The 24018-nt window shown below is 57.8% G+C and carries 22 protein-coding genes and 1 pseudogene; 13 read left to right on the forward strand and 10 right to left on the reverse strand.

Features of this window, described 5'->3' with window-relative positions:
• Positions 1–844: 844 nt before the first annotated feature.
• The 3 genes from NKH12_RS08330 to NKH12_RS08340 all read right to left on the reverse strand — a co-directional run bounded on the left by NKH12_RS08330 (position 845) and on the right by NKH12_RS08340 (position 2937).
• On the reverse strand, positions 845–1168 hold the full coding sequence (locus tag NKH12_RS08330) for a MarR family transcriptional regulator (protein ID WP_352952662.1): 324 nt from the start codon (positions 1166–1168) through the stop codon (positions 845–847).
• A 2-nt stretch (positions 1169–1170) separates the two neighbouring features.
• Positions 1171–2082, reverse strand: coding sequence for a GIY-YIG nuclease family protein (locus tag NKH12_RS08335; protein WP_352952663.1), 912 nt, complete (start codon positions 2080–2082; stop codon positions 1171–1173).
• 219 nt (positions 2083–2301) lie between these two features.
• Positions 2302–2937: a recombinase family protein gene (locus tag NKH12_RS08340; RefSeq protein ID WP_352952664.1), complete on the reverse strand. Its 636-nt coding sequence runs from the start codon at positions 2935–2937 to the stop codon at positions 2302–2304.
• Between the two features lie 436 nt (positions 2938–3373).
• Between NKH12_RS08340 and NKH12_RS08345 the strand changes: the two genes are divergently transcribed.
• The 11 genes from NKH12_RS08345 (at position 3374) to NKH12_RS08395 (ending at position 18089) form a co-directional block, all read left to right on the forward strand.
• Positions 3374–4873, forward strand: coding sequence for a metallophosphoesterase (locus NKH12_RS08345; RefSeq protein WP_352952665.1), 1500 nt, complete (start codon positions 3374–3376; stop codon positions 4871–4873).
• Positions 4870–7197 carry an ATP-binding protein gene (locus tag NKH12_RS08350; protein ID WP_352952666.1) on the forward strand — a complete coding sequence of 776 codons (2328 nt, stop codon included), beginning with the start codon at positions 4870–4872 and terminating at the stop codon, positions 7195–7197. Before NKH12_RS08345 ends, NKH12_RS08350 begins: the two co-directional genes overlap by 4 nt.
• A gap of 267 nt (positions 7198–7464) precedes the next feature.
• Positions 7465–8979: a type I restriction-modification system subunit M gene (locus NKH12_RS08355; RefSeq protein WP_352952667.1), complete on the forward strand. Its 1515-nt coding sequence runs from the start codon at positions 7465–7467 to the stop codon at positions 8977–8979.
• Positions 8969–10138 carry a restriction endonuclease subunit S gene (locus tag NKH12_RS08360; RefSeq protein ID WP_352952668.1) on the forward strand — a complete coding sequence of 390 codons (1170 nt, stop codon included), beginning with the start codon at positions 8969–8971 and terminating at the stop codon, positions 10136–10138. Before NKH12_RS08355 ends, NKH12_RS08360 begins: the two co-directional genes overlap by 11 nt.
• Positions 10135–13434, forward strand: coding sequence for a type I restriction endonuclease subunit R (locus NKH12_RS08365; protein ID WP_352952669.1), 3300 nt, complete (start codon positions 10135–10137; stop codon positions 13432–13434). Before NKH12_RS08360 ends, NKH12_RS08365 begins: the two co-directional genes overlap by 4 nt.
• A complete protein-coding gene (locus tag NKH12_RS08370; RefSeq protein ID WP_352952670.1) occupies positions 13421–14164 on the forward strand; it encodes a M48 family metallopeptidase in 744 nt (247 codons plus the stop codon). The genes NKH12_RS08365 and NKH12_RS08370 overlap by 14 nt, the downstream gene beginning before the upstream one ends.
• Before the next feature lie 307 nt (positions 14165–14471).
• Positions 14472–15704, forward strand: coding sequence for an endonuclease domain-containing protein (locus NKH12_RS08375; RefSeq protein ID WP_352952671.1), 1233 nt, complete (start codon positions 14472–14474; stop codon positions 15702–15704).
• A 322-nt stretch (positions 15705–16026) separates the two neighbouring features.
• A complete protein-coding gene (locus NKH12_RS08380) occupies positions 16027–16722 on the forward strand; it encodes a Crp/Fnr family transcriptional regulator (protein ID WP_352952672.1) in 696 nt (231 codons plus the stop codon).
• Positions 16723–16801: 79 nt separating this feature from the next.
• Complete coding sequence (locus NKH12_RS08385) at positions 16802–17047, forward strand: hypothetical protein (protein WP_352952673.1); 246 nt, start codon at positions 16802–16804, stop codon at positions 17045–17047.
• Positions 17048–17053: 6 nt separating this feature from the next.
• Positions 17054–17278 (forward strand): hypothetical protein, encoded by a 225-nt coding sequence (locus NKH12_RS08390; protein WP_352952674.1) that lies wholly within the window; start codon positions 17054–17056, stop codon positions 17276–17278.
• Between the two features lie 511 nt (positions 17279–17789).
• Positions 17790–18089, forward strand: a complete 300-nt coding sequence (locus NKH12_RS08395; protein ID WP_352952675.1) for a DUF1236 domain-containing protein — start codon at positions 17790–17792, stop codon at positions 18087–18089.
• On the opposite strand, the pseudogene NKH12_RS08400 reads toward NKH12_RS08395, so the two are convergent.
• Both NKH12_RS08400 and NKH12_RS08405 read right to left on the reverse strand, forming a co-directional pair.
• Positions 18080–18462, reverse strand: a pseudogene (locus NKH12_RS08400) (transglutaminase-like domain-containing protein); the annotation flags it as partial. The gene NKH12_RS08395 and the pseudogene NKH12_RS08400 overlap by 10 nt on opposite strands.
• 36 nt (positions 18463–18498) lie before the next feature.
• Positions 18499–19398: a transglutaminase family protein gene (locus NKH12_RS08405; RefSeq protein WP_352952728.1), complete on the reverse strand. Its 900-nt coding sequence runs from the start codon at positions 19396–19398 to the stop codon at positions 18499–18501.
• Positions 19399–19612: 214 nt separating this feature from the next.
• Here NKH12_RS08405 and NKH12_RS08410 point away from each other — a divergent pair, with 214 nt between their 5' ends.
• The gene (locus NKH12_RS08410) at positions 19613–19813 is read left to right on the forward strand and encodes a hypothetical protein (protein ID WP_352952676.1); all 201 of its coding nucleotides are present in this window, start codon (positions 19613–19615) and stop codon (positions 19811–19813) included.
• A 251-nt stretch (positions 19814–20064) separates the two neighbouring features.
• Here NKH12_RS08410 and NKH12_RS08415 read toward each other — a convergent pair whose 3' ends face one another.
• Positions 20065–20265 carry a CsbD family protein gene (locus tag NKH12_RS08415; RefSeq protein WP_352952677.1) on the reverse strand — a complete coding sequence of 67 codons (201 nt, stop codon included), beginning with the start codon at positions 20263–20265 and terminating at the stop codon, positions 20065–20067.
• 177 nt (positions 20266–20442) lie between these two features.
• The gene (locus NKH12_RS08420) at positions 20443–20706 is read right to left on the reverse strand and encodes a hypothetical protein (RefSeq protein ID WP_029348484.1); all 264 of its coding nucleotides are present in this window, start codon (positions 20704–20706) and stop codon (positions 20443–20445) included.
• Between the two features lie 221 nt (positions 20707–20927).
• Between NKH12_RS08420 and NKH12_RS08425 the strand changes: the two genes are divergently transcribed.
• A complete protein-coding gene (locus NKH12_RS08425; protein ID WP_352952678.1) occupies positions 20928–21212 on the forward strand; it encodes a DUF3606 domain-containing protein in 285 nt (94 codons plus the stop codon).
• Between the two features lie 38 nt (positions 21213–21250).
• Here the strand turns inward: NKH12_RS08425 and NKH12_RS08430 are convergent, their stop codons facing one another.
• The 3 genes from NKH12_RS08430 to NKH12_RS08440 all read right to left on the reverse strand — a co-directional run bounded on the left by NKH12_RS08430 (position 21251) and on the right by NKH12_RS08440 (position 23922).
• Positions 21251–22171: a YihY/virulence factor BrkB family protein gene (locus NKH12_RS08430; RefSeq protein ID WP_352952679.1), complete on the reverse strand. Its 921-nt coding sequence runs from the start codon at positions 22169–22171 to the stop codon at positions 21251–21253.
• 95 nt (positions 22172–22266) lie between these two features.
• On the reverse strand, positions 22267–22977 hold the full coding sequence (locus NKH12_RS08435) for a hypothetical protein (protein ID WP_352952680.1): 711 nt from the start codon (positions 22975–22977) through the stop codon (positions 22267–22269).
• A 171-nt stretch (positions 22978–23148) separates the two neighbouring features.
• Complete coding sequence (locus tag NKH12_RS08440) at positions 23149–23922, reverse strand: SDR family NAD(P)-dependent oxidoreductase (protein ID WP_352952681.1); 774 nt, start codon at positions 23920–23922, stop codon at positions 23149–23151.
• Between the last annotated feature and the right edge of the window lie 96 nt (positions 23923–24018).

The raw sequence follows: 24018 nt of genomic DNA on the forward strand, positions 1-24018 counted from the left end.
TATCAACCGATCCATTACACCCAAGGCTGCCTCCAAAAGCAGTCTTGAATCATGCTACGGTCAAAAAGGGAATCCTAAGAGTCCACACCACCTAGAGGGACGGGAACGGTTGATTGAAAGAGACCGGGGTGCCGGTCTCGTGATCTTTCAATTCTTCTGATCTGCCGCCGGTCGGTCGTGCTGACCGAAGCCGGTTCGCGGTGCCCCGTGTGCAAGACTGCCCACTCTCCGCTACCCTCGCCGGAATTACCCGGCTTGGCGGCTATGCGCGGTCCAGATGTCCGGCGCCCGAGCAGCGGAGACTTGCTGCCTGCAACCGGTCCCGTATCCGGACCCGCTCCATTTTATGGTTCGACTGGAGGACATCGTCTTCCCCCATAACGGTTTCGCTCACGGTCCGAGAACCGCTTGGCATGAATGCAATCAACCGGGCTGGCCAGACAGGGCAGCCACCTGTTTTGAGTTTTCCGCTTCGATGGCTGGGCGGGGATGACCGAAGCCTTTGGCTCCCTATGTGGAACCCGGTGCGATCACGGTACGAATATGGAGCGGCAGGGCGCGGCGGTCAAGAAAAAATTATTATATTACAGGCACTTAAGGTAAAGGCCCTGGATTTGGTATCCAGCGCGAATGAATATTTTCAGAGGTTTAGGAATGCAGATTGTGCCCGTAGGGATGCAAGTGTGCCCGAAAAAAAGTTGCGAAAGGCGCTGCTCTGCCGCGGCATATGCAGCCGATCGCAGCGCCAGAGGCTCAACTTCCGAGAATGACAGTGAGGGTGCTAAAAACTTTCCTGCCCTTCGGGGTGGGCTTCAGACGCTTGATGCGGCGGTCGAGACTATCTTCATATGCAATAAATTAGGTCATGCCCCGGCAGCCCTTTGCGGTGGACCTTTGATAGAGCGGCGACGTTGCGGCTCACAGACGATGAACTAAGCCCGGTAAGTTGTTCGACCTCACCCATCGTGAGATCCTGCTTCTCCATGATGTGAAGGAAAACTGCGATCTGCTGGATCTGCATTTCCGGGTCCAGTTTGCTGAATTCGTCAATCAAGGCGAGCAGCTTGCGTGCAGCCTTATGGTCGGCCTGGTGGCCGGCAGTGGTGTTCATTGGATCGCTCTGCAATGGGTTGTTGGGATTTTTCAACAGCGCGGGCACGCCCACCAAGTCTAATTCTTCCCGGGTTTGTTGAAGTCCGTCAGAAAAGCCCAAAGGGCCAGGATCAGCGGTCCCCCGAAGCAGGCCGTGACCACGGCGGCGTCAAAGACACTAGTGAACTGCGCCGTACCGATGAACGCAGCAACTATCAAGCCCGCGTAAAGCATCCAGCTCCGTGACGTAGCTGCTGTGCGCGATGAGCTGGCATTACTCTCGACAGTCGGAGTGGCCGTCCTTTTGAGCAGGCCGCTTCCCTGTCCCTCGGAACCTACGACGCCTTGCATGCTTACTTGCGGCTCGAATGTGATGGGGTGCTCTTCTCTGATCCCATAGCGTCCAGCCGGCGGGACTTCCATTGTTACCTCGCGGCCATGCAATGCGGCGGACTTCTTCAGTGCAGTGAGAGCTGCCTCGTGTGAACACCGAAAAAGCTCATAACACGACTGCTTGCGACCGTCCTTTTCATAGCTACCAGAAACTCGATAGACAGCAAGAATACGCTGCGCTTCGTACTCGATGAGGCCGGACCTCTGGCTTCGCACCAGCGCCAATAGCTTCCAGTCTGAAGCGCCGCCGTAGTGCTGTAGATTAATAGCGCGTTCCCGCCGGTGCGGATCGACGGCCATTCCGATCTTGAATAGTCCGGTCCTTTCGCTTCCTGCCAAATATGTGTGGCCTTCCTGCGAGTGCCGGTCCTGAAATGCGAGCCCCGCTGGATTGCACTCTACGCAGTGGCCGTGTCGAGTTCGTAGCACATGCGTGCGGTCTTTGCGGCAGGGAATGCCGTTGACCATCACCATTTCATTGTTTTCGGACATTGCCCTGATGGCCTGCTGACGCGATAGGTCGGACGCATCAAACACCATCGAAAGCGGAATTCTGTGTCTAAGGATTTCTGAGTGTTGCTGGGATGTGAGTTGCATGCTGCGATTTCGATGACTGTACGGAACGGCGTTTAACGGCGGCTCGAAATGCCGGTCAATAGCAAATGCGTCCCAGAGGGACTGTAGGCGCTTCTCTCTGTAGAGAACCGTCTCACAGCCATCGTACGAACCAGTTCCATAGGAGGGCGCCGACGCCGAGCCCCCCATAGACCGTCAGAAATACCAGTGCCACTGTCCACGTCATTGTTGCTTCCCCTTTTACATGCCCCACGCCGCCAGCGCTTTTTCAGCGGTGACGGGCTCGTCTTTGATGCGGAGAATGGTTTGCCGGGTAAGGCCGGTCGCCTTCGCAATCGCGGACGCCCCAGCATTCTGCCCCAACATGTCTAGAACGGTCGCAAGCGTAGCCCTGTTGTAGCTTGGCTTGCGGCCCCGATACCGATCTTCCTTCGCTCGGGCCGCATCTATGCCTGCCCGCTGGGCCTCTTTGGTGGCCTCCGCCTGCGCTTGGGCGGTCGCGGCCATGAACGCAATGAGCGCGTCCCTGACGGCTTGCTGCATAGGGTCCTTTGTCGCTCCGTCAAAGGTCATGTTGTTGATGACGGTTCGGATCACGACGCCCCGGCGCATGAACTCCCTGATACTGTCGCACACGTCTTGATAGTTGCGGCCCAGCCGGTCCACCCAGCGGACCACGAGCGTATCCCCCTTCCGGAGCATGTCCCGGAGCCGCCGGCCCTCCGGGCGTTCGGCAAGCGTGGTAGTCACCCCGGAGACCCCATGGTCGGCCACTACCTCGTCAATGGCGAACCCGGCGGCCTCTGCGTGGGCCTTCTGGTGGTCTAGGGTCTGGTCGACTGTTGAGACGCGGGCATATAGTACGGTCTTGGACATACTGCTTCCTCGGTGTCCGTTAGCATGATGTCCGTTAGATAGGCTGCCCGTTGATGGAAGTCAACCCTAACGGACACTCTTTCGGACGATGCCTGCCCTGTCCGTTGAGCTATAGTCTAACGGACAAAGCTAAAGGCCGTGGCGCTTCATCTCGGCCTTTAGAACTGCAAGGGCCTGCCTAACAACAGCCTCTAGGCCACGATGTTTGCCGGCATCAGCCGTAACACTCGCGGGGTTCATGCGGCAGTCTCTCTCCCACACCAATCAGCGTTTTTTTACCGATGGCCGTGCTCTCCAACCGAAACGCCCGACACCCATAGGGGGGTATCGGGGTCCTGCACCTATCGAGTTCGACGCCCTCGGATTTTTTGTTCAATTTAGCCCGCCACAAGTAACAAATTCTGCTATTAGCTCCTTCGGGCATTAGGGGGGCAGCATGAAGGAGCCGAGAAAAACCGGGAAGAAGGGTTTCACAATCCTGCATATTTCGGATCTACATCGATCACCAACCGATCCAATATCAAATGATGAGTTAGTTTCGGCTCTGGTGAGCGACCGGAACAGCTATATAGCAGAACAAACACCCATTCCACCGCCGGAAGCTATCGTTGTCAGCGGCGACATTATTCAGGGCACGAAGCTTGGCACGGACAACATTCGGCAAGAGTTGGACAGGCAGTATGAAGTAGCGGCCGAGTTTCTGGATGAGTTAACTCGCCGATTCCTGGATGGAGATCGGTCGAAAGTTGTGCTCATCCCCGGAAATCACGATATCGATTGGAACACCGCCTTTCAGTCGATGACTCCGGTGCCCGAGGCGAACATCCCCGCAGGGCTTGCTTCCAAATTGCTCGATGAGGGAGCGGACCTTCGCTGGGATTGGAATAGCCGAACTCTTTACCGTATCACCGATCGGGCACTCTATGAGAAGCGCCTGGATGCTTTTTGGGACTTCTTCAGGCGTTTCTACCATGGCGTACCGGGCCTTCTGCAGGTTAGGTCGGGCGCCGATGCAAATCTTTTCGAATTGTGTGACCGCAAGATTGGCCTCGCCGCGTTCAACTCCTGTGTGGGCAATGACTGCTTCGCCTTTCATGGAATGATTCGAAAGGAGGCAATTGCCAAGAGCCACCTCGACTTAGACGATGCGGGCGGAAACTATAACCTTCGGATTGCGGTATGGCACCACAATGTCGAGGGGCCTCCGTACAGAACTGACTATATGGACGCGGACTTGGTTCGAGGGATGATCGGACGTGGATATCGTCTCGGACTGTACGGCCATCATCACAAGGCGCAGATTGCTCCCCAGGAGGTATGGCTGCCCGATCGGGAGCGAATGGCGGTAGTAAGCGCGGGTTCCCTTTGCGCAGGGCGGTATGACCTTCCGACCGGTACCCACCGTCAGTATAACCTCATCGAGATTGCCCCCGATTTTCAAAGCGCGAAGATCCACGTTAGGACCATGGCGGTGGCCAACCTCTTTGCTCCCGAACGTTTGCTTGATTTCGGTGGGGCCACCTTTGCGCACCTATCGTGGACTCCTCCAAAGAATGCAGTCGGCCGCCCCGTCTCGGTCGATCAGAATCGCCTTCGAACGGTTGTGGGCGAAGCGGAGGCTTTGGCAAAGACCGGACACCCTGAGCGGGCCGTCGCTCTGCTCTCACCGTTGCCCCTTGAGGCAGGCAGCTACCAACGCCGGCTAATGCTGCAAGCCGCCCAGGACGCTCGCGACTGGTCAAAAGTCATTGAAGTAGCGGACCCGCCAGACTCAATCGAGGAACTTGCGTTCGTCGTGCAGGCATACGTCGAACTGGGCAAAGCCGACGTTGCGACTAATGTGCTTCAGCGTGATTGGGAACGAATAGAAATGCCGGCGAGCATCGCAGATGACCTAAGGCGGCGCATACAGGCTCTGGGAGCAATTCGAAAATGACCAGTACACCGGAAAAGATACCCTTCGCCATTGAAATGAGTCGGGTAATCGAGCTGCTGGCAAAGCAGATATACCCATCGCCCTTCGCCTTACTTCGCGAGAACGTGCAGAACTCCTTCGACGCTATTCTTCTGCGCCGGCATTCCCGAGCAGATTTTGTGCCTGCAATCAACCTAATCATCGAGCCGCTTCGCGTTAAGATAACGGACAACGGCATTGGGATGTCCCGCGAGGATCTCCGGAACCACTTCTGGCGGGCCGGTTCAAGCAGCAAAAATACGGACGAGGCCAGAGCTGCCGGCGTCGTCGGTACTTTTGGAATTGGCGCGATGGCCAACTTTGGGATAGCCGAGAATCTCACGGTAACTAGTGAGAGCGCACGTTCAGGCGAGCGCACCTTCTGCTCCGCTAGCCTATCGACGCTATCCGTCACCGAAGACTGCATCATCTTTGAAGCTCGCGAACCAACGGGTTCTCCCGGCACGGTGATTGAGGCGAACATTCAGGCTGATAAGCCGATCAACGTAGCGCAGGCAGAGGCGTATATTTCCGAATTCGTCGCTTTTCTTCCTATCGCAGTGACGGTGAATGGCAGGAATGCAAGCGGCGGTGCGGTAAGTGACTCCGTTCCCGCGCTGGTCGCGTCTTGGTCTTACGAGGAGGAGCGGGCCGACTTCGGGGGAGGGCTTCAAGCGTCGGTGAAGATTACCGGCGCGATTACAGGAGAGGTGCGCGTGGAAATGACAGACGTTTCTTATGGCGGCCAAGCCCTCCCGGGAAGAATGACCGTCCGACAGGGGATCAATAGTCTGAGGACGTTTCGAAGCGGCTTCGGCCTTGCCACTGCGGGGGTCTCATCGGCCTACCAGTTCGGCGGCATCGCAGATTTTCTTTTCCTTGAACCAACCGCGGGGCGTGAAGCGCTAACGACTCCCAGTCTCCAGATATTACAGAACATGATCTCGCGCATTGACGATTTCGTTTCCATCAGGCTTGCCACCAGGCCGGAGAGCAACGCCAACAATTTTTTCGTAAACTGGGCTGCTCGACAAAATCGGTATGAACTATGCGGAAAGTTGCGCGTACGGATCGAGCCGGGCGACTCTCAACTTCTCGAGGAGGTGCGAAACCTATCAGTAAGCCAGCCCGTCTTGGTATACGCCGGCACCGACAACACAACAGTCGAGCACGCTTCCGCCGATCGGCCGCTCATCATGTTATCGAGGAACAATCAGCGCCGGGAATGCGAAATCGGGTATCTAAGGAAATTCTGCAAGATTGAAGAAATGGAGGACAAGCCGTCCGTCCTAACGGTCAAACCAGAAAGGACGTTTACTTCGGAAGAGCAGGCTCTCGTGTTCCGCCTCGCATCGATCTTGTCATCGGATTATTTCATAGAGGTAAATATACGACTAGGTACTATCTCCCATGGTGTGCCGATACTTGTAACAAGCCGCAAGCCGCCATTAGAGATTTTTATAAACCCGACAGCACCGACGGCAAGAATGCTGATCGACCTTTACGAACGTGAGTACATCGCCTTTGGTCACATGGCTAAGGATTTTGTACGCACCATGATATTCCCGAAAGTATCTGATCTAGTGCCAAGTGCTACGAAGCAGGGAGCTGAGGCGTTTCTCAAAAGCATTAGCCGATCACGAGAAATCTTTGAATATGAGGCCGATGACTTGGAGAGTCTGACTTCCGTGTGGGATGACTACATGGGTGGAAAGATGAATTTTGCCCAAGCGGTGGATAAATCCTCAGGGCTGGCTCGGCGCAGTTTTCAGGTAGTCGACAGCGCAGCGGCCGGGCCTGTTCGGGATGTTGTTCCAGATGTCATCGAAAACGAAAGCTCGCTACCTGCTGCGGAACCCAACCACGATGCGTTACCGCCTTTTGAAAGGCTCGACGTGCGAACAGATCGCAAACTCCTGACGATCGCCGATAACGAAACACCGCTAAAGGGCTACAGGTGCTTTCTGGCACTCACTGACAAAGTGTGGGAGGAAAAGGGGGAGTTCTTTCTACAGCCACACCGCACCTCGGTTGTTTGGGGTGGCCAACGTGCGCTCTTTATTTTCGAACACCACTCAGAAGAGTTTGGGCTCTACTACGAGTTGCAAACTCAATCCCCCCTCAGCATTAAATCTGGCGGCGGCGCGTTCGAGACGTCGACTATTGTCATGAAGAATCGAGTGTTCATTCCAATCCCGCCGGAGATTCAGGCAAGTTTCTTGCCTGCTAGTGGCGAGAAGAAGCGCTTCGAGATTCGCTGTGATATCTTGTACATAGACCATGCTGACGCGGCGGCGGCGCTATAGGGTTCGATATTCGCTGCAACCCCCACCTGCGCATCAGGAGAGCACGGGCTCGATGCGGCATGCCACATGGGCAGGCTTCAATGGCACGCATGTGTGAAGCCCTGCCATCTATGGGAAGGCAATAGTGGGCCCGGCACGGGGGGGTATCTTTGATCCGCAAATATTGATTTCGACCCCTCGGATTTTTCTTCCAAATTTGGAGCAAGGCTGACAGTTGCTATCTCGCGCGTGTTGGGCTCTATAAATCGCATTCAGCAGGGGGGCATCATGGCAGCGGGTCGCGTAACACAAGCAGAAATCAACAAGGCGGCGTGGGCCGCCTGCGACACCTTCAGGGGCACGGTCGACGCATCGGTCTACAAGGACTACGTCCTCACCATGCTGTTTTTGAAATACATCTCCGATGTGTGGAAGGACCACTACGAGACCTACCGCAAGGAGCACGGTAATCATCCCGACCTCATCGAAGCCCTGATGAAGAACGAGCAGTTCGTGCTGCCGAAGGGCGCGAGCTTTTATGATCTCCACCGCGACCGCCATAAGGCCGGTAACGGCGAGCGCATCGATAAGGCACTTCATGCCCTCGAAGAGGCGAACGGCAACAAGCTGCGCGATGTGTTCCAGGACATTTCCTTCAACGCCAACAAGCTGGGCGACGAGGAGCAGAAGAACGACATTTTGCGGATGCTGCTGGAGGATTTCGCCAAGGACAGCCTGGACCTTAGGCCAAGCCGGGTTGGCAGCCTCGACATCATCGGCGGTGCATACGAATATCTCATCTCGCGCTTCGCGGCGTCGGCCGGCAAGAAGGCGGGCGAGTTCTACACCCCTGCCGAAGTCTCCACACTGATAGCTCGACTGGTCGAGCCCCAGGAAGGCGACGACATCTGCGATCCGACATGCGGGTCCGGGTCGCTGCTGATGAAATGCGGGCAGGAGATCACCAGGCACACCGGTTCCAGAAAATACGCGCTCTATGGCCAGGAAGCGATCGGCTCGACCTGGGCGCTGGCCAAGATGAACATGTTCCTGCACGGCGAGACCAATCATCAGGTCGAATGGGGCGATACGATTGGCAATCCAAAGCTGCGCACGGCGGACGACCGGTTGCGCCATTTCGATGTCGTCGTCGCCAATCCTCCCTTCAGTCTCGACAAATGGGGATGGGAGAAGGCCGCTACCGACCGCTTCGGACGCTTCCGCCGGGGACTGCCGCCGAAAACCAAGGGCGACTACGCCTTCATCCTACACATGATCGAAACCATGAAACCGCGCACTGGCCGCATGGCTGTCGTCGTACCCAATGGGGTTCTCTTCCGGGGGTCGAGCGAGGGCGAGATTCGCCGCAAGCTAATTGAGGAGAACCTTCTGGACACCGTCATCGGCCTGCCCGAGAAACTGTTCTTCGGCACCAGCATCCCCGCTGCCATCCTCATCTTCCGCAAGAAGAAGCCCGACGACACCGTGCTCTTCATCGACGCCAGCCGCGACTACGAGGAAGGCACAAACCAGAACCGGCTGAGTGAGGAGCAGCTTCTCAAGATATTTGCCGCTTTCGATGACCGTGTCTCGATCGATAAATACGCCTATCTGGCGACCGCCAAGGAGATAGCCGACAACGACTTCAATCTCAACATCCCGCGTTATGTCGACACTTTCGAGGAAAGAGAGGAAATCGACCTGATGGCGGTGCGGGCAGTGCGTCTGAGGCTGAAGGCAGAGATGACCGAGCTTGAGGCGAAGATGGAACGATTCTTGAGGGAACTTGGCTATGGTGCCTGAGGGATGGCGAACCGCGAATGCCCGTCAGATTTGCTCGAAAGTTACGGACGGTACGCACGATACCCCGATCCCGGTCGATAGTGGCGTTCCATACATTACGGCTATTCATGTAAAAGATGGACGCATACGTTTTGACGATTGTCTTTTTCTCACAGAGGATGATCACCGCGAAATTTATCGACGATGCAATCCGCAATTCGGCGATCTTGTGGTTGTGAATATTGGCGCCGGCATCGGCCAATGTGCCGCAGTGAACGTGACATTCGAGTTCAGCATGAAGAATGTCGCTTTGCTAAAGCCAAACCCCGAACAAATCGATCCTGGGTTCTTCTTCCAGGCATTTCGGTCAGAGGAAAGCCGCATTGGCCATGAAGCTAGATCAGGCGGAGCACAGCCATTCATATCGCTTCGGCACCTTGGCCAACTCCGGTTTCTTATCCCGACAATGGCTGAGCAAAAAAAGATCGCCGAAATCCTGTCGACCTGGGATGCAGCCATTGAGACAACCGAGGAGCTGCTCGCAAATGCCGAGGCCCAGAAGCGGGCTCTCATGCAGCAATTGCTCACGGGCAAGCGACGGTTGAATGGTCACGTCAGCAATGACTGGCGTGATTCCCTGCTGGTCGATGCTTTCGACTTCATAAACGGACGAGCATTCAAGCCATCAGACTGGGGCGTGTCGGGCTTGCCGATTGTCCGTATCCAGAATCTCACCAAGAGCAGCGACACGTTGAACCGGTTTTCGGGCCACGTGGAAGATAAACACCTCGTGCGCTACGGCGACTTTTTGTTGTCTTGGTCCGCCACTTTGGAAACATTCATTTGGAAGGATGAAGATGCGGTTTTAAATCAACATATTTTCAAAGTAGTCCCTCGGGCAGATATCGATCGCAATTTTGGCTTTTACTTGATCAGTTTCGAGATCGATAACCTGAGATCAAAGGTCCATGGGACAAGTATGAAGCACATAACAAAGAAATCTCTATCGAAGATTTCTGCGCGGCTGCCATCCTATCGTGAACAGGTCGCAATATCTGCTGTACTAAATAGCGCCGCCAATACTGAAGAACTCTATCGCCGAGACCTAGCGAGATTAATACGTGAGAAAAGAGGCCTCATGCAGAACCTCCTGACTGGCAAGCGGCGGGTGACGGTGTGAACGCCCTAGAGCGCCCACGGACTGACGAGGAAATTCAGGCCAAGGTCCCTGCGCTCGCTTTGCTGATGAAGCTCGGTTGGTCCTATTTGTCGCCGGCCGAATGCCTGAGGCTGCGCGGCGGCGAACGGGCGGTGTTGCTCGACAGCGTGACCCACGACCATCTATCAGACTGGCGCTTCGCCTATCGCGGCGCGAGCCATACGCTCTCCGCCAGCGGCATGGCCCAGGTGTTGAAGGCGCTCAACGACACCGGCCTCAACGAAGGCCTGACTCCTGCCAACGAGCGGGTCTGGAAACATCTCGCCCTTGGCGTCACCGTGTCCGAGTTCATGCCGGACGGGTACAAGCATTCTGTCACCGTGCCGCTGGTCGACTTCGCGGACCCCGCGAGCAACCGCCTCCACGTCACCGAGGAGCTTTCCGTCGAGCGGGAGGGCGGGCATGGCCGCTTTCGGCCCGACATCGTGCTCTATGTCAACGGTATCCCGCTGGCCATCATCGAGGCCAAGCGCCCGACCGGAAGCCATGCCGAAAAACTGATGCTGGCCGAAGGAGTCTCGCAGCATTTGCGCAACCAGAAGCCGGACGGCATCCCGACGCTCTACGCCTATGCCCAACTCCTCCTGTCCATCGCCGGGCAGGACGGCAAATACGCCACGACCGAGACACCGGCGAAATTCTGGTCGATGTGGCGCGAGGAGGAGATTCCCGCTGCCGCGATCGACACCATGGTCAACACCGGGCTGACGGCGGAGCAGCATTCCGCTCTGTTCGCCGAGCGCCCGGACCATGTCCGCGCCTTCTTCGATGGCCTCTGGTCGAAGCCTGTCGCCGCCACCGGACAAGATCGGCTCATCGTCTCGCTGTTGCGGCCCGACCGCCTCCTGGAATTCGTCCGCTATTTCCTGCTTTTCGATCGCAAGCTCGGCAAAATCGCCGCTCGCTATCCACAGGTCTTCGGCATCAAGTCGATGCTGGAGCGGATGGAAAGGCGCAACCGCGACGGTGGGCGCGAGGGCGGCGTCATCTGGCACACCACGGGTTCGGGCAAGTCCTTCACTATGGTCTTTCTGCTCAAGGCGCTGCTGATCCACGACGCCCTTGCCCGCTGCCGCATCATCGTCATCACCGACCGGGTCGACCTGGAGCGCCAGCTGTCGACCACCTTCATGGCGGGCGGCGCCTTCGGCTCTGCGGTGGCGACGAAGAAGGACGGCGAGAGCGCCAGGGCCTCCTCCGGTCGCGACCTGGCGCAGCGCATCGGCTCCGGCACCGAGCGCATCATGTTTACGCTTTTGCAAAAGTTCAATTCAGCGACACGCTTCAAGGAATGCCACAACGCGTCCGAAGACCTCATTGTGCTGGTGGACGAGGGGCATCGTAGCCACGGCGGCGAAAACCATGAGCGGATGCGCAAGGCCCTCCCCAACGCTGCCTTCATCGCCTTCACCGGGACACCGCTGCTGAAGGACGACAAGACGCAGAACAAGTTCGGGCCGATCCTTCACGCCTACACTATGCAGCGGGCTGTGGAGGATGGGACGGTCACCCCACTGCTCTATGAGGAGCGCCGGCCGGTGGTCGACGTCAATGCTGAGGCGATCGACAAATGGTTCGACAAGATCACCACTGGGCTATCCGACAAGCAGCAATCCGATCTGAAGAAGAAGTTCGCCACCCGTGGCAGTGTCTATCGCGCCGGCAACCGCATCGACCTCATCGCCTGGGACATCGCCACGCATTTCTCGCAGAACTTCAAGGAGCTTGGCACCGCGCTGAAGGCGCAGCTGGCGACCGACAGCAAGCTCTCCGCAATCCGCTATAAGCAGGCGCTCGACGCCACGGGTCTCGTCACCAGCGCCGTCATTATCTCGCCGCCCGACACCCGCGAAGGCCATGAGGACACCGACGAGGCGAAGACCCCGGAAGTCCAGAAATGGTGGGCGGCGAATGTCGGCAGCGATGCGGAAGGATACGAGCGTCGCGTCATCGAGGATTTCGCCACGCCCGGCAAGCCCGACATCCTCATCGTCGTCGATAAGCTGCTGACCGGATTCGACGAGCCGCGCAACGCGGTGCTCTACATCGATAAATATCTGAAAGAACACAATCTGCTCCAGGCCATCGCGCGGGTGAACCGGCTGCACGAGGCCAAGCAGTTCGGATTTCTGGTAGACTATCGCGGCATCCTGACCGAACTCGACACGTCGCTGAAGGATTATCAGGACCTCGCCGAGCGCACCCAGGGCGGCTACGACATCGAGGACATCGAGGGCACCTTCGCCAGCGTCTCGACCGAGTACAAGCGCCTGCCTGGCCTCCATGCCTCGTTGTGGGCAATCTTCGCCAGCGTCAGGAACAAAGGCGACCGTGAGCAGTACCGTCTGGTGCTGACCCCGGATTCGGTCCTTAGCGAAGGGGGCGTAAGCTACGATCGCAATCAGAAGGTGCGCGAGGATTTCTATGCTGCGCTGACCGACTTCGGCATGTGCCTGAAGCTGGCGCTTTCATCCCGCGCCTTCTTCGAGGACGGCTCTTTCAGCGAGGCGACGATCGCCGGCTACAAGAAGGACCTGAAGTTCTTCACCGAGCTGCGCATCCAGGCCAAGCAGGATGCCATGGAGACCGTCGACTTTTCGGCCTACGAGGAGCAGATACGCAAACTGGTCGACAAGCAAGTCGTCGGCGTCGAGATCAAGGAGTCGGAAGGCGTCATCGACCTCACTGGCTTCACGGAGAACCAGCAGGCCGGCTATGACGCCGCCTGGAGCGACGACAAGGCCCGCGCCGAGACCGATGTCATCAAGACACGACTGACCAAAACCATCGAACAGACGCTGGCCGACGACCCCTATGCCCAGGCCGTCTTTTCCGATCTGCTACGCCAGGCGATCAAGGAGGCGGAATCCCTCTTCGATCACCCCCATAAGCAATACATCCTGTTCAAGGAACTGGAGGAAAAGGCGCGGATGCGGGCCAACCCCCATGTCCCTGACCGCTTCCCGGACAATCCGCATGCGCAGGCCTATTTCGGTCTGTTCCCGATTGTCCTAGGCGAGGTTGCCGCGCGGGATCGGGGTGAGGACTGGCTTGTCGCCGAAGCCTTCCACATCGACGGGATCGTGAGCAACGCGGTGGCGACGTTCTCGATCAACCCGGCCAACATAGAGGCCGACATCAGGACCAGGCTCCTGCCGCGCTATTTCAAGGCGCTGGGAGGGCTGGACAAGGCCCAGGCGTTGGTAGACCGCATAGTCGAGATCGTTCGCCTGGGAGCCTCCCGTGGCACTCTCTGAGCGTAACCTGTCGACGCTGCGCTACGGCGACCAGAACATCGCCTATGCCGTGCGGATAAACCCTGCCCGGCGCGAGCGCATTGCCATCCATGTCCATCCCGATGGAGCCGTCGAGGTCGAGGCGCCCGAGGACGCCGGCGAGGAGGCCATCCGCAAGGCCGTCATGAAGCGTGCCCGCTGGGTTCTCCGGCATGTCTCCGATGCCAGGAAACGCTTCGAGCATGTCCTGCCACGCCAATACGTCAGCGGTGAGCAGGCCCTCTACCTCGGGCGCCGCTATGTGCTGAAGATCATGCAGATGCCCAAGGCCGATCGGTCAATTAAGCTAAAGCGCGGCCTGCTTATCGTCGCGACCGATAACACCGACAGGGCGGCGCTCCGGGCTCGCTTGCGGGCCTGGTATCGCGTCAAGGCGCGGGACTACTTCGCCGGCCGCATCGAGGCAATTTCCAAGGCGCTGCCCTGGGTCCAGGAACCGCCACCCTTCCGACTGCTCGACATGAAGCGGCAATGGGGGAGCTGCGCGACGGGCGGTTCAGTCACCCTCAATCCGTTCCTGGTCAAGGCTCCGCGCGAGGCGGTCGACTACGTCATTACCCACGAGCTTTGCCACCTCAGGGAACACAATCACAGCCCCGAGTTCTTCCGCCTTCTCACGCGCTCCATGCCAGGCTGGGAGGCGATCAAGTCCCGCCTGGACCATAGCGCTGAGATCATCTTGAACGACTGAATCGACTTGTGGCTGTATGCACAAGGGGTGGGGCGACGGACCCTACGCCAAGGAACTGCATGTCTATCCGAGGTCACGCGCCTTTGGGGGCTTGCCACCTATTAGCTATCCGCGCTCCCGTGGACGGGTCCTGCGACACATCGGCAGCGACATCGAGAAGGCGACAGCCTTGCTCGTCGAACACACCGCCTCGCCGGTGTTGCAGGGTTCAGCGCGATATGCTGAAGATCACGCATAAGGGTCAGGGTGCCTTTCCGATTTGAACTTCGGCTCACGACCGATCGTAGATTTTGGCTTGAGGTGTTGTGTGCAAGGTCAGATTGATAAGACCATTTGGCGCCGTATTGGGCTGATCGCAATTTTGTTGCCGATCAGCTTTTTCTTCCCGTTATCTTTGTTCCTGGTGGGATTTCTGGCGTGGTCCATCTACGAAGATCTGAAGCCCTCACCGTATCCCGATTTGCCGCCAGCACGAACATGGCGCGATGCCAAACCTGAGGACGACGACTGGCTGACCTTGTTTTGCGAGGGCTGCGAATCTCCGGCTGAAGAACAGTTCCTCCTGGCGATGGTGAAGGAGTTCGACCTTAAACCGGACAACGGCGTGCTGAGGTCGCCGAAGCTGACCCTAGCTATGCAGGTCAAGGTTGAGAACTACCGTTACGACTTTGTGGCGAATGGTCGTCAGATCATCGAAGTGGACGGTGCGGCCTATCACTCATCCACCGAGCAGGTAGAACGCGACCGCACTCGAGATCAGTACTCTGTCCATTGCGGCTACAAGGTCCTCCGCATACCCGCGATCGTCGTGTTCAAGACACCCGATGAAGCGATAAGAAAGGTAACGGCGGCTCTTGCCGAAACGCCAACCTTTACTCAACCGCAGCTAACAAAGCCGGCCATTCACAAAAAGACGATTGGGCAGCACGTCAACGCCTTCTTTGATGGATTGAACGAACTCGGTCGAGAGATAGATGTCCGGATCACGACGAGTCGAGCCGCGGAAGGCTTCTTGTCGGCAATCAGCTATGAACAGATGTTTCTGGAGGCAATGGTAGCAAAGGCCGAGATGGAACAGCGGAAGGAGGACATGTCGCCTCAATCGCGAGAGAAATATGACGCGTTTATGCGGGACGTATTTCAGGACCAGCAGCGTCCTCCGTTGCTTTACGAAGGGGAGAAAATTGCGATGCCTCCCTCCGTCGAGGATAAGGACATACAGCAGAACATCGAGGCGGAGTGCGCAACAGCGATGAGTGAGCGCAAGAAGCGGTTTGCTGAGCTAACAAAGCGCTGCATAAACGACCCTCGCTTCACGCAGCTCCTGTGCAGAGAGCTGGTGGCGGCGAGGTTTCCGGGAGATGAGGCAACCAAGATTGTACCACGATCCACCTTTTCAGAAGCGTTTTTGGAAGTAGCGGGTCGTTCGCGTAGCAGCCTTGACGACCTCAGGGCCAGTCACCGCTTGCGGCAAAGACACGGGGGTGGTACACAGTCGGAATTGGCGGCAAAAAAATCGTCAGCAGAATCAGATAGTTGACTGCTCGCTGGGCGAGTTCAATCCTCTCTCGCAGCACCAGTTTTCCAAGGCTTTTCTGCAAGGGCTTCTTGCTGCGCTGTGCACAGCTGCGCAGGATTGCGCGCCCGGTTGTGGCACAAATCCGCACAGTACGTTCGTTAAGGTGTTCTGCCGGCGCCGGATCGACTGCCGCCAGGGTCTTGCCTCAGTTTGAAGTCGGCCACGGGTGGCGAAGGTTTTGCCAATCGCGCGTTTGAAGCCTATGCTTCGATATCGGCCGCCAGTGCTGCGGATGCAGCCGACAGTGAGAGGGTACGTGCTCTTGCCCGTCCGGGAGAGAGCCGTGTCCCTTCCTCGCAATCATGTGTTGCAAGCCCTCTCCCCAGAGGATTTCGCGCTGTTACTGCCGTCAATGCATCGTGTCCAACTGAACCTCAAAGCCCAACTGGAGGTCCCGTATCAGCCAATCGAGCATGTGTATTTTCCAGAGGCGGGTATTGCTTCGGTGGTCGCCACCATGACTGGAGGGCGGCAGAGTGAAGTCGGGATCGTTGGCTACGATGGGATGACAGGCGTTGCCGTCATTCTCGGCCAAGACAGCTCTCCCAATGAGACCTATATCCAAGTCGCAGGCAATGGCTGGTGCCTGCCGGTTGAAAATCTTCGTCCTGTGATTGCAGAGAGCCAGTCCCTTCGCGAGTCACTGCTTCGCTATGCCCACGCCTTCCTTGTCCAGTCGTCCCGGACGGCACTGGTCAACGGCCATTCCAAAATCGAGGAACGGCTGGCCCGCTGGTTGCTGATGGTCCACGACAGGACCGAAGGAAATAAGATCTACCTGACGCATGAATTTCTGGCGACCATGCTTGGCTCTCGGCGCCCCGGCGTTACCACCGCTCTCCAAATGCTTGAATATCGGGGGCTGGTTCACGCCAAGCGCGGCGAGATCACGATCGTCGACCGTGCCGGAATGATAAAGCTCACCCATGGTGCCTACGGCGACGAGGAGCAACGTCACTTCGGCCTGGCCGCCGCCTAATTGTCCGATATCAGACATAAGCTTGAAGGCCGCTGCATGTTGGCCGAAAGTCGTATTGGTTGGCAGGGAGGAACTGTTGATGAGCAACACTTTTCACACAGTCACGGTTGAAGGTGCGGCGGAGGCCTATGTCCTTTCCAGAGGCAAGGCTCGGTATCTCTCGATCGCACAGGCGATCCGCGCCATTCGAACACTCATGCCGGCTTGCAAGGCCACCAACCACGAATTGGAGGAAATGCTGGCGGCAGCATGCGTGGTTCACGGCGTGCCCGTCGCTTTCGACGCCAAAACAGCCGACGGCCTAGAACCGCGGCTCCATTCGTAGCCGGAAATGTCCGGGCTGGTGCAGAAGCCAAATTCATTGGACGTTCGGCAAGCGATTGTCCGCTACCTGATCGATCACGTCGACAACCCGAGCGTTTCGATATTCGAAGTGACCGGAGCCGTGAGGAAGATGTTTCCACTTTGCGAACTCACGGATTGGCAACTTGGCGATCTCATCGCGCGAAGCGCCATCGACGCGGGATTTGCGATCGATTTCGATGCGAGCCGCTGATCGGTGGGTCGGGTTTCTTTTTGTTGGTATCGGGCTGCCCTGCATCCTGGCCGCCTACTATTATGCTTGGGACCTTCGGAACCGAGACAAGTTTCGCAGAAAGTGACGGGCAGCCTGCCGAGCGCAGCTGATGCCGGGTCAATCCTAAGCGGGAACCTGCTATAATCCCGTATGGCCGCTCGCATAGTGGTTATCCTGGCGCTGCTTTCCGCCTTCGCCTACGGATTCGCAAAACTCGTGGAACGTTATGGCGACGCTGGCGGCAAGCCCTCTCCGTGTGAAAAATGGCCACATCCTGATTGTCCGGTCCCAAACGCGCCTCCTCCGGAAGAACCTAAACCTTGAGCGGGAGCGCGTTCGCGGGCGGCCTCGAACGTCAGCTTTGATATGCCGTGGCAGCGGGTTCGCGCACCGCAAATGGAACAAGAATTGCTCGGCATCGTTCAGATAACTATGCAACCCGTCGCGGCAGCAATCAAGCACCGCAGCTGAAGGTTGCTTGGAGGCTATTATGGGTAAGCAACTTACATTGGCTGCGGCAGGCATCCTTCTGTTGGTTGGCGTCAGCGCCGCCGCCGCTCAGGACGTCATTATTCAACCCGAGCAGGACACTGTGATCCGCGAATACGTGAAAAAGAAACCGGTGGCATCACTCAGCCTTCCCGGCGTGGAGCTCAACATCGGCACACCTCTGCCCGAAACAGTCGAGCTTTACGAGGTGCCGGACGTGCAGTACCGCTACGTCGTCGTCGACGGCCGGACCGTCCTGGTCGATCCAGGTACCCGCAAGATTGTAAAGGTCTACGACTGACTTGACCCCTCACGCTGAAGCCCGTCATGTCGAAAGGTGTGGCGGGCTGACGCCTTCTCAGGCTCGGCTTGGATTTCTTCTGTGATGACTTCGAAGCGGGTGAGCCGGGAAGACCGAAGCTCGTTGAGATCGCGACGTCATTGGCATCGCATCCCGTCGCCATCAGGATTCTGCCTATGCGAGGCTGGTTATGCCGCGCATCGAAGGTGAACCAATGGCCGCTGAGATAGGCTTGGAACCATGCGTTGAAATCCATGGGATACGGCATCGGCGGTATCCCGATGTCGCCGAGATAGCCGGTGCAGTATCGCGCCGGGATATTCATGCAACGGCACAGCGTGATTGCCAGATGCGCAAAATCGCGACAGACGCCGGCGAGAAACTCCGGATTGCCGCGAACCGAAACACATTAGAAGGTACTAATTTTATTAGTCCCGGCTTCCTTCACCACCTTGACCTCCACCGTCATGCCGAGAAAGCTCGACGCGCTGCCGCAGTAGCTTCCGGAAAGAGGGATGGCTTGCCCAGGATGCCTGGCCACAGCCACCCTGATCAGATCCCGGTTGCCGACAATGCCATTGGTGGGGTCGAACTCGACCCAACCCGCGCCAGGCAGATAGACCTGGCACCAGGCATGCGTTGAACCGCCGCCGAGGACAGAAGCGCTGTCGCGGCTCGGCACATAGACATAGCCAGTCACAAAACGCGCGGCAAAACCGAGCGAACGAACCGCTTCCATCATGAACAGCGCAAAGTCTCGGCATGTGCCTCGACGCAGGTGCAACGTCATGAGAGGCGGTTGCGTCCCTGATTCAGTTCGACGGGAATAAACAAAGCTCTCGTGGATGGCGTAGCAAAGCGTCATCAGCAATTTGCCCGTCTCGGTGTGCCCTCTGGCACTCACGAACTGTTGTGCCCATTTACCGATCTCGTCGCCGTCATCGAGATGATGGCGCTCGATGGTTTGGGTGAGGTCGGTTGCCTCGTCGGGGTCATAGGAAAATGGATAGCTGAGCGCTGCTTCATCGATACGGAAATCAGGCGCATGCTGCGGCGTGTGATCGAGCCGAATGTCTGTCACGAAACGCAGTTCGTCGCCGGAGCCCTTGAAGTCGATTACCGCAACGCAGTTTCCGAAAACGTCATGGATCCAGCCAACCTCATTCGGCTCGGGGTCGACAAACAGGGCGTGATCCAAAAGTCGCTGATCGAAACTATCGCGCGGCCTGAACATCAGCCGGTGCTCGCCAAACGTCACCGGTTGCGTGTAGCGATAGACGGTCGTGTGCTTGACTGAAAAGATCGGCATTGGCTTGCGTCGACCACCTGCGATATCAGCGCGATCATATAATCTTTTTCGATGTGCAGCGGACAAAATAGGGGCTTTCGCCTCGACACGGGCCCGCATCAGGCGCCGTAGGCCTTTTGCAATCTCCAATTGGTAGACTCTCTCAACGCCCCGTAAGTTAATCTTTGCGCCAAGGAGGGGCCAAGGCGAGGAACGTCGCAAACGGGAGGAAGCAATGAACGAAGACTACGGTCCGGCCATAGACCACGACAAGCCTTACGAAATAGCTGCTTTCGCTAAAAAGCATGGCCTTACCCTAAGGGCTGCCGAACTGATCCTTTTCGCCTATAGCCCGTCCCGAGCGGCGTGCGATACTGCCGCAACGGCTTTCCTCACCGCCGTCGCCGCACAAGCCAAGAGACAATCGGCGCGCTAGCTTCTCGTTCCGAAAATCCTGGAGCGACGGGTGGCGCAGATCACCCCGCCACCGTCGCCTACACGTCGCCCGCCGCTCGTTTCGGAGCGGCAGGCTTAGAGCATTTTGCAGGCAGTGGAATCGCTTGGCGTCGCGGAAATGCGGCTAAAGCAAACAGATAGAGCGGGATGCCCAGTTCAATTTGAACGGCATCCCGCTCCAGGACCGTCGAGGCTGCGCCGATCGACGGCGCAGCCTTTTATACTGAACGCTCAGGTGAGGCTTCTGGACCAGTCGTCTACTTGGCGCTCTGCCTCTTCCTTGGCGATCCCATACCGCTCCTGAAGACGGCCTGCGAGTTGGTCACGATTGCCTTCGATACGATCAAGGTCATCGTCGGTGAGATCACCCCATTGCTCCTTGGCCTTGCCTTTGAACTGCATCCATTTTCCCTTGATTTGATCCCAGTTCATGAATTCCTCCTTTGCTGTTCAAAGGGAAATGCAAATGGACATCACATGTTCCCGAACGGCGACGGCCGATGACGATTATTATTCGGCAACGCAGCGAAAAGCCGCCGGCCGGAGCCAGCGGGACGGGAACGATCCGCGTCTTGAAATCAAACTCGACGGGAAGGTTCCTCAGCTGGATCAGCTGGCGCGCGCCAAGGCAATCGATATGACGTTGTCTGCATCCGCCCCCGGCAGGTCGAACAGCATCGGAAGTTGGCGGGTCATGGCCATTTCAACGATCAACTCTTCAATGGAAGCTGTCGGCAGGTCGGTCTCGACACTATTCGAGATCATCGAGGCAAGCTTGTGGACTGGCACTGGTGCCGACTTCGCACGGTCGTCGAGCAACCTGCTGATTTCGATTACAACGTCTGCGTCAATGCTCTTTGGCAATTCGCGCATGGCTTTTCCTCCCTGGCCATATCATGCGCGTGCCAGAGGGCTGAGTCTCGAAAAATCGACGTATGAATTTAACCAAAGCCGTGCGTCGTCGGCCCGATTGCTTTGGCCGTGCGTTCGGACCTGCGGCGTAAAGCGCTTTGGTATCACATGTGGCAACGAAATTGCCCCTTTTGCGTTGGCCACTCATACATCGTGAGCAAACAAGACAAAGGAGACTAAGCATGACAGCCGACGCGGCGAAGCTCTATCCGCGCTACCGGGATCGGATCTCCGGCAGCGAAGCTTATGTGGTAAGGCATTTTGCCCGACAGAACGGCATCACCCCAGCGCAAGTCCATCAGTTGATCAAGAGATATGGAAGCAGCCGCGCCAGGCTGGTGGCTGCGGCGAAGGAGCTTCGCGCGTCGCTTCGATCGGATGTCCCCAAGGCCATACCTGCCTCAGGGCGCCGCGCCGGGCGTCTCAGCGCCAGTGTTGATGCTGGAAATGGCTTGGGGACGCAGTGAGCGTCCTGCGCAAAACAATCCAGCTGACGACTTCGTTTTCAGATTTTTCGATCCTGGCCGCTGTCACCGGCTCCTGTTCGCGATTTGCTTGCTTCAATGGTCGCCACCAGATCGGACCGGCTGCCATATCGAACCGAGTAGGCTCGTGTAAATTCGGCGCCCAACAGAAAGATCTCGGACGAATAAAAAACCCACAGCAGCACGACGAGCAGTGCACCGGCTGCCCCGTATGACGATGCGATGGCGCTAGTCCCGATATACCAGCCGATCAGCGACTTGCCGATCGTGAAGAGAAACGCCGTTGCTACGGCGCCGACGCCAACGTCGCGCCATTCCAGCGCGCGGTCGGGCAGGACCTTGTAGATTGCCGCAAACAACAGAGCGATCATGGCAAACGACATGATCCCGTTGATTGCGCTCAGGATGACGGTGCCAAAGGGCAGATATGCGTTGATAATATCGCCAAGCGCCGAAATTGCAGCGCTTACGACCAGGGACACCAGCAGCAGAAAGCCAAGCGCCGCGACGAGACCCAGGCTGGCAGCGCGCGCCCGGACGAGCTGTGAAATCGACGTGCCAGCCGGTTTGACTTTCCAGATCTCGTTCAGGGCAACCTGCATTTCGCCAAAGACGCCGGATGCGGCAACAAGCAGCGTGACGAGCCCCAAAATGCTGGCAAGAGTTCCCGCCTCTTTTTGTGACGCGTTCTCGATTGTCGCTTGCAAAAGCTCGGCGCTCTGCGGACCCATCAGGCCCGCCAGCTGGGCCGAAAGCGCCAGTTGTGCCGCGTCGTTTCCGAAGGCCATGCCTGCGATGGCGACAACGATGAGCAGGATCGGCGCAAGCGAGGTCGTGGCATAAAACGCCATCGCTGCGCCGTGGCTCAAGGCATTGTCATTGATGAAGCCGAGAATGCTCTCCTTAAGGAGGATCCAGCCCTCTTTTGCCCCATTCCACATGTTTTGCCTCACCTGCTTCCTTAGCAAGTAGAGGCAACACCGCGGCGGACCAGAGCATCAAGTTCGAGAAATCCTGGTCCGGTTGGATCCGGCGTTTAGGTGACGGATCTTGGCGTGATCTGTCCCAAGGCCCTCTTTGTGAGACCATCCTGCGTCGGGAAGGCCGAGAACGCCGCGATGGCTAGGAAGATCGGAATCCCCAATTCGAGGATTTCCTCGAACACTGTGGAGGTATAGATCCGGGTGACGTGGATGCCGAGAAATGTCAGATTTGATGGCGCCCCGTCGATGACCTTGGAAAGGATGGCGCAGCCGACAGCGGCAGCAATGGCAACGGCAGTCGCCTCGCCGTGGCGAAGCCCGTGCGCAAAGCTGCGGAAGCCGTTCTTCAGGAGCAAATAGAAGGCAACGCCGAGGGCAATAACGACCGTCGCGCCGATTAACTTTTCCAACAGCGGAACGTCAGGCGAGACATAGAGGATGGTCTTGGTGATGTTGTGGGTGGTGAGATGCGCATGGAAGTCCAGCTCGCGCAGGCACATCGCGATCGGGATGGCCACGAGGTACCATCGCTTGAGCAGGTCCCGATAGGACATTTCCCGGACAAGCGTTGCCACGACGATCAGGTAGCCTGCGGCCGAGAAGACTTCAATTGGACCGCCTTCGCTGAGGTAAAACTTCCGTATGTCTTCGGGAAAGAAAGCGAGCGGAAGGGCGATGAGAAAGACGAGCACCAGCAGGGCAAGGCCCATTTGGTTAAAATAGTGGCCTTTGCCGTAACCGGTCTTTCTTTCGCTCCACGCCATATCTGTCTCGCCCACTGTCTTGTGCCGACTCTGTATCAATCGTGATTTCACTCAATTTGAAAGACTGGGCCGTTGTCAAGTTGCCGTTCCGTAATGCCTGGCCGCTTGCCGGCGCTCTGACGGTATGCCTGTGGAGAGCTAGTCGGGCCAGTCCAGAGACGACCCATTCGCTCACGCCACCGACCAGCCGCCATCGACCAGTATGTTGGCGCCGGTGATCAACGACGCTGCCGGCGAGGCCAGGAACACCACTGTGCCCGCGACGTCGATCGGGTCGCCGATGCGGCCGAGCGGGATGTGCCCGAGCACATGGGCATGAAAGTCCGGATCGGCGAGCGAGGGCCGCGTTCCGTCGGTCCAGACAAAGGTCGGCGCGACGCTGTTGACGGTGATCTTGTGCTGCGCCCATTCGGCCGCGAGGCAGCGGGTGAGGTGGTTTATCGCCGCCTTGGTCATGCAGTAGATGGCTTCGCCCTTCAGCGTCACCGTGCCGGCTTGCGAGCTGATGTTGATGATGCGCCCGGATTTTGCGGCGATCATCAGCCGTCCGACCGCCTGGGTGGTGAAGAACGTCCCCTTGAGGTTGACGTTCACGGTGAGGTCGAAATCCGCTTCGGTCACGTTCTCCGCGAGGTTTTCCGGCCCAAGTCCGACATTGTTGACCAGCACGTCGATGCGGCCGAAGGCGGCGTGGGCGTCGGCGACAGCCTTTCGCACCGTCGCCAGATCGGTGAGGTCCATCTGCAGCGCCAGCGCGCGCCGGCCGATGCGCTCGATCTCGGCGGTCAGATCCGCGCCGTCGGCTGTGTTGCGCACGCCGACGATGACGTTGGCCCCGGAGCCGGCGCAGGCGAGCGCGCAAGCACGTCCGATGCCGCGCGAGGCGCCGGTGACAAGCACCACCTCGTCAGCCAGATCGAATTTCGGCGTGAACTCGTTTGTCATCTCAACCTCCCCTGAAAGCCTGTCGGCGCGTCGTCCGGACAGGCACGGTCTCCTCGTCGCTGGACACTATCTGGGCTGAACACTATCCGCTCACGG

The organism is Mesorhizobium sp. M1322 (assembly GCF_040318085.1).
Taxonomy (GTDB): domain Bacteria; phylum Pseudomonadota; class Alphaproteobacteria; order Rhizobiales; family Rhizobiaceae; genus Mesorhizobium.

What these genes read in the sequence shown, in the direction of transcription:
- NKH12_RS08435 (WP_352952680.1), bottom strand. Translation starts at nt 22,977, where the DNA reads ATGGCGTGGAGCGAAAGAAAGACCGGTTACGGCAAAGGCCACTATTTT.
- NKH12_RS08410 (WP_352952676.1), top strand. Translation starts at nt 19,613, where the DNA reads ATGAACGAAGACTACGGTCCGGCCATAGACCACGACAAGCCTTACGAA.
- NKH12_RS08425 (WP_352952678.1), top strand. Translation starts at nt 20,928, where the DNA reads ATGACAGCCGACGCGGCGAAGCTCTATCCGCGCTACCGGGATCGGATC.
- NKH12_RS08350 (WP_352952666.1), top strand. Translation starts at nt 4,870, where the DNA reads ATGACCAGTACACCGGAAAAGATACCCTTCGCCATTGAAATGAGTCGG.
- NKH12_RS08395 (WP_352952675.1), top strand. Translation starts at nt 17,790, where the DNA reads ATGGGTAAGCAACTTACATTGGCTGCGGCAGGCATCCTTCTGTTGGTT.
- NKH12_RS08355 (WP_352952667.1), top strand. Translation starts at nt 7,465, where the DNA reads ATGGCAGCGGGTCGCGTAACACAAGCAGAAATCAACAAGGCGGCGTGG.
- NKH12_RS08415 (WP_352952677.1), bottom strand. Translation starts at nt 20,265, where the DNA reads ATGAACTGGGATCAAATCAAGGGAAAATGGATGCAGTTCAAAGGCAAG.
- NKH12_RS08340 (WP_352952664.1), bottom strand. Translation starts at nt 2,937, where the DNA reads ATGTCCAAGACCGTACTATATGCCCGCGTCTCAACAGTCGACCAGACC.
- NKH12_RS08420 (WP_029348484.1), bottom strand. Translation starts at nt 20,706, where the DNA reads ATGCGCGAATTGCCAAAGAGCATTGACGCAGACGTTGTAATCGAAATC.
- NKH12_RS08405 (WP_352952728.1), bottom strand. Translation starts at nt 19,398, where the DNA reads ATGCCGATCTTTTCAGTCAAGCACACGACCGTCTATCGCTACACGCAA.
- NKH12_RS08440 (WP_352952681.1), bottom strand. Translation starts at nt 23,922, where the DNA reads ATGACAAACGAGTTCACGCCGAAATTCGATCTGGCTGACGAGGTGGTG.
- NKH12_RS08430 (WP_352952679.1), bottom strand. Translation starts at nt 22,171, where the DNA reads ATGTGGAATGGGGCAAAAGAGGGCTGGATCCTCCTTAAGGAGAGCATT.
- NKH12_RS08360 (WP_352952668.1), top strand. Translation starts at nt 8,969, where the DNA reads ATGGTGCCTGAGGGATGGCGAACCGCGAATGCCCGTCAGATTTGCTCG.
- NKH12_RS08390 (WP_352952674.1), top strand. Translation starts at nt 17,054, where the DNA reads ATGTCCGGGCTGGTGCAGAAGCCAAATTCATTGGACGTTCGGCAAGCG.
- NKH12_RS08345 (WP_352952665.1), top strand. Translation starts at nt 3,374, where the DNA reads ATGAAGGAGCCGAGAAAAACCGGGAAGAAGGGTTTCACAATCCTGCAT.
- NKH12_RS08385 (WP_352952673.1), top strand. Translation starts at nt 16,802, where the DNA reads ATGAGCAACACTTTTCACACAGTCACGGTTGAAGGTGCGGCGGAGGCC.
- NKH12_RS08335 (WP_352952663.1), bottom strand. Translation starts at nt 2,082, where the DNA reads ATGCAACTCACATCCCAGCAACACTCAGAAATCCTTAGACACAGAATT.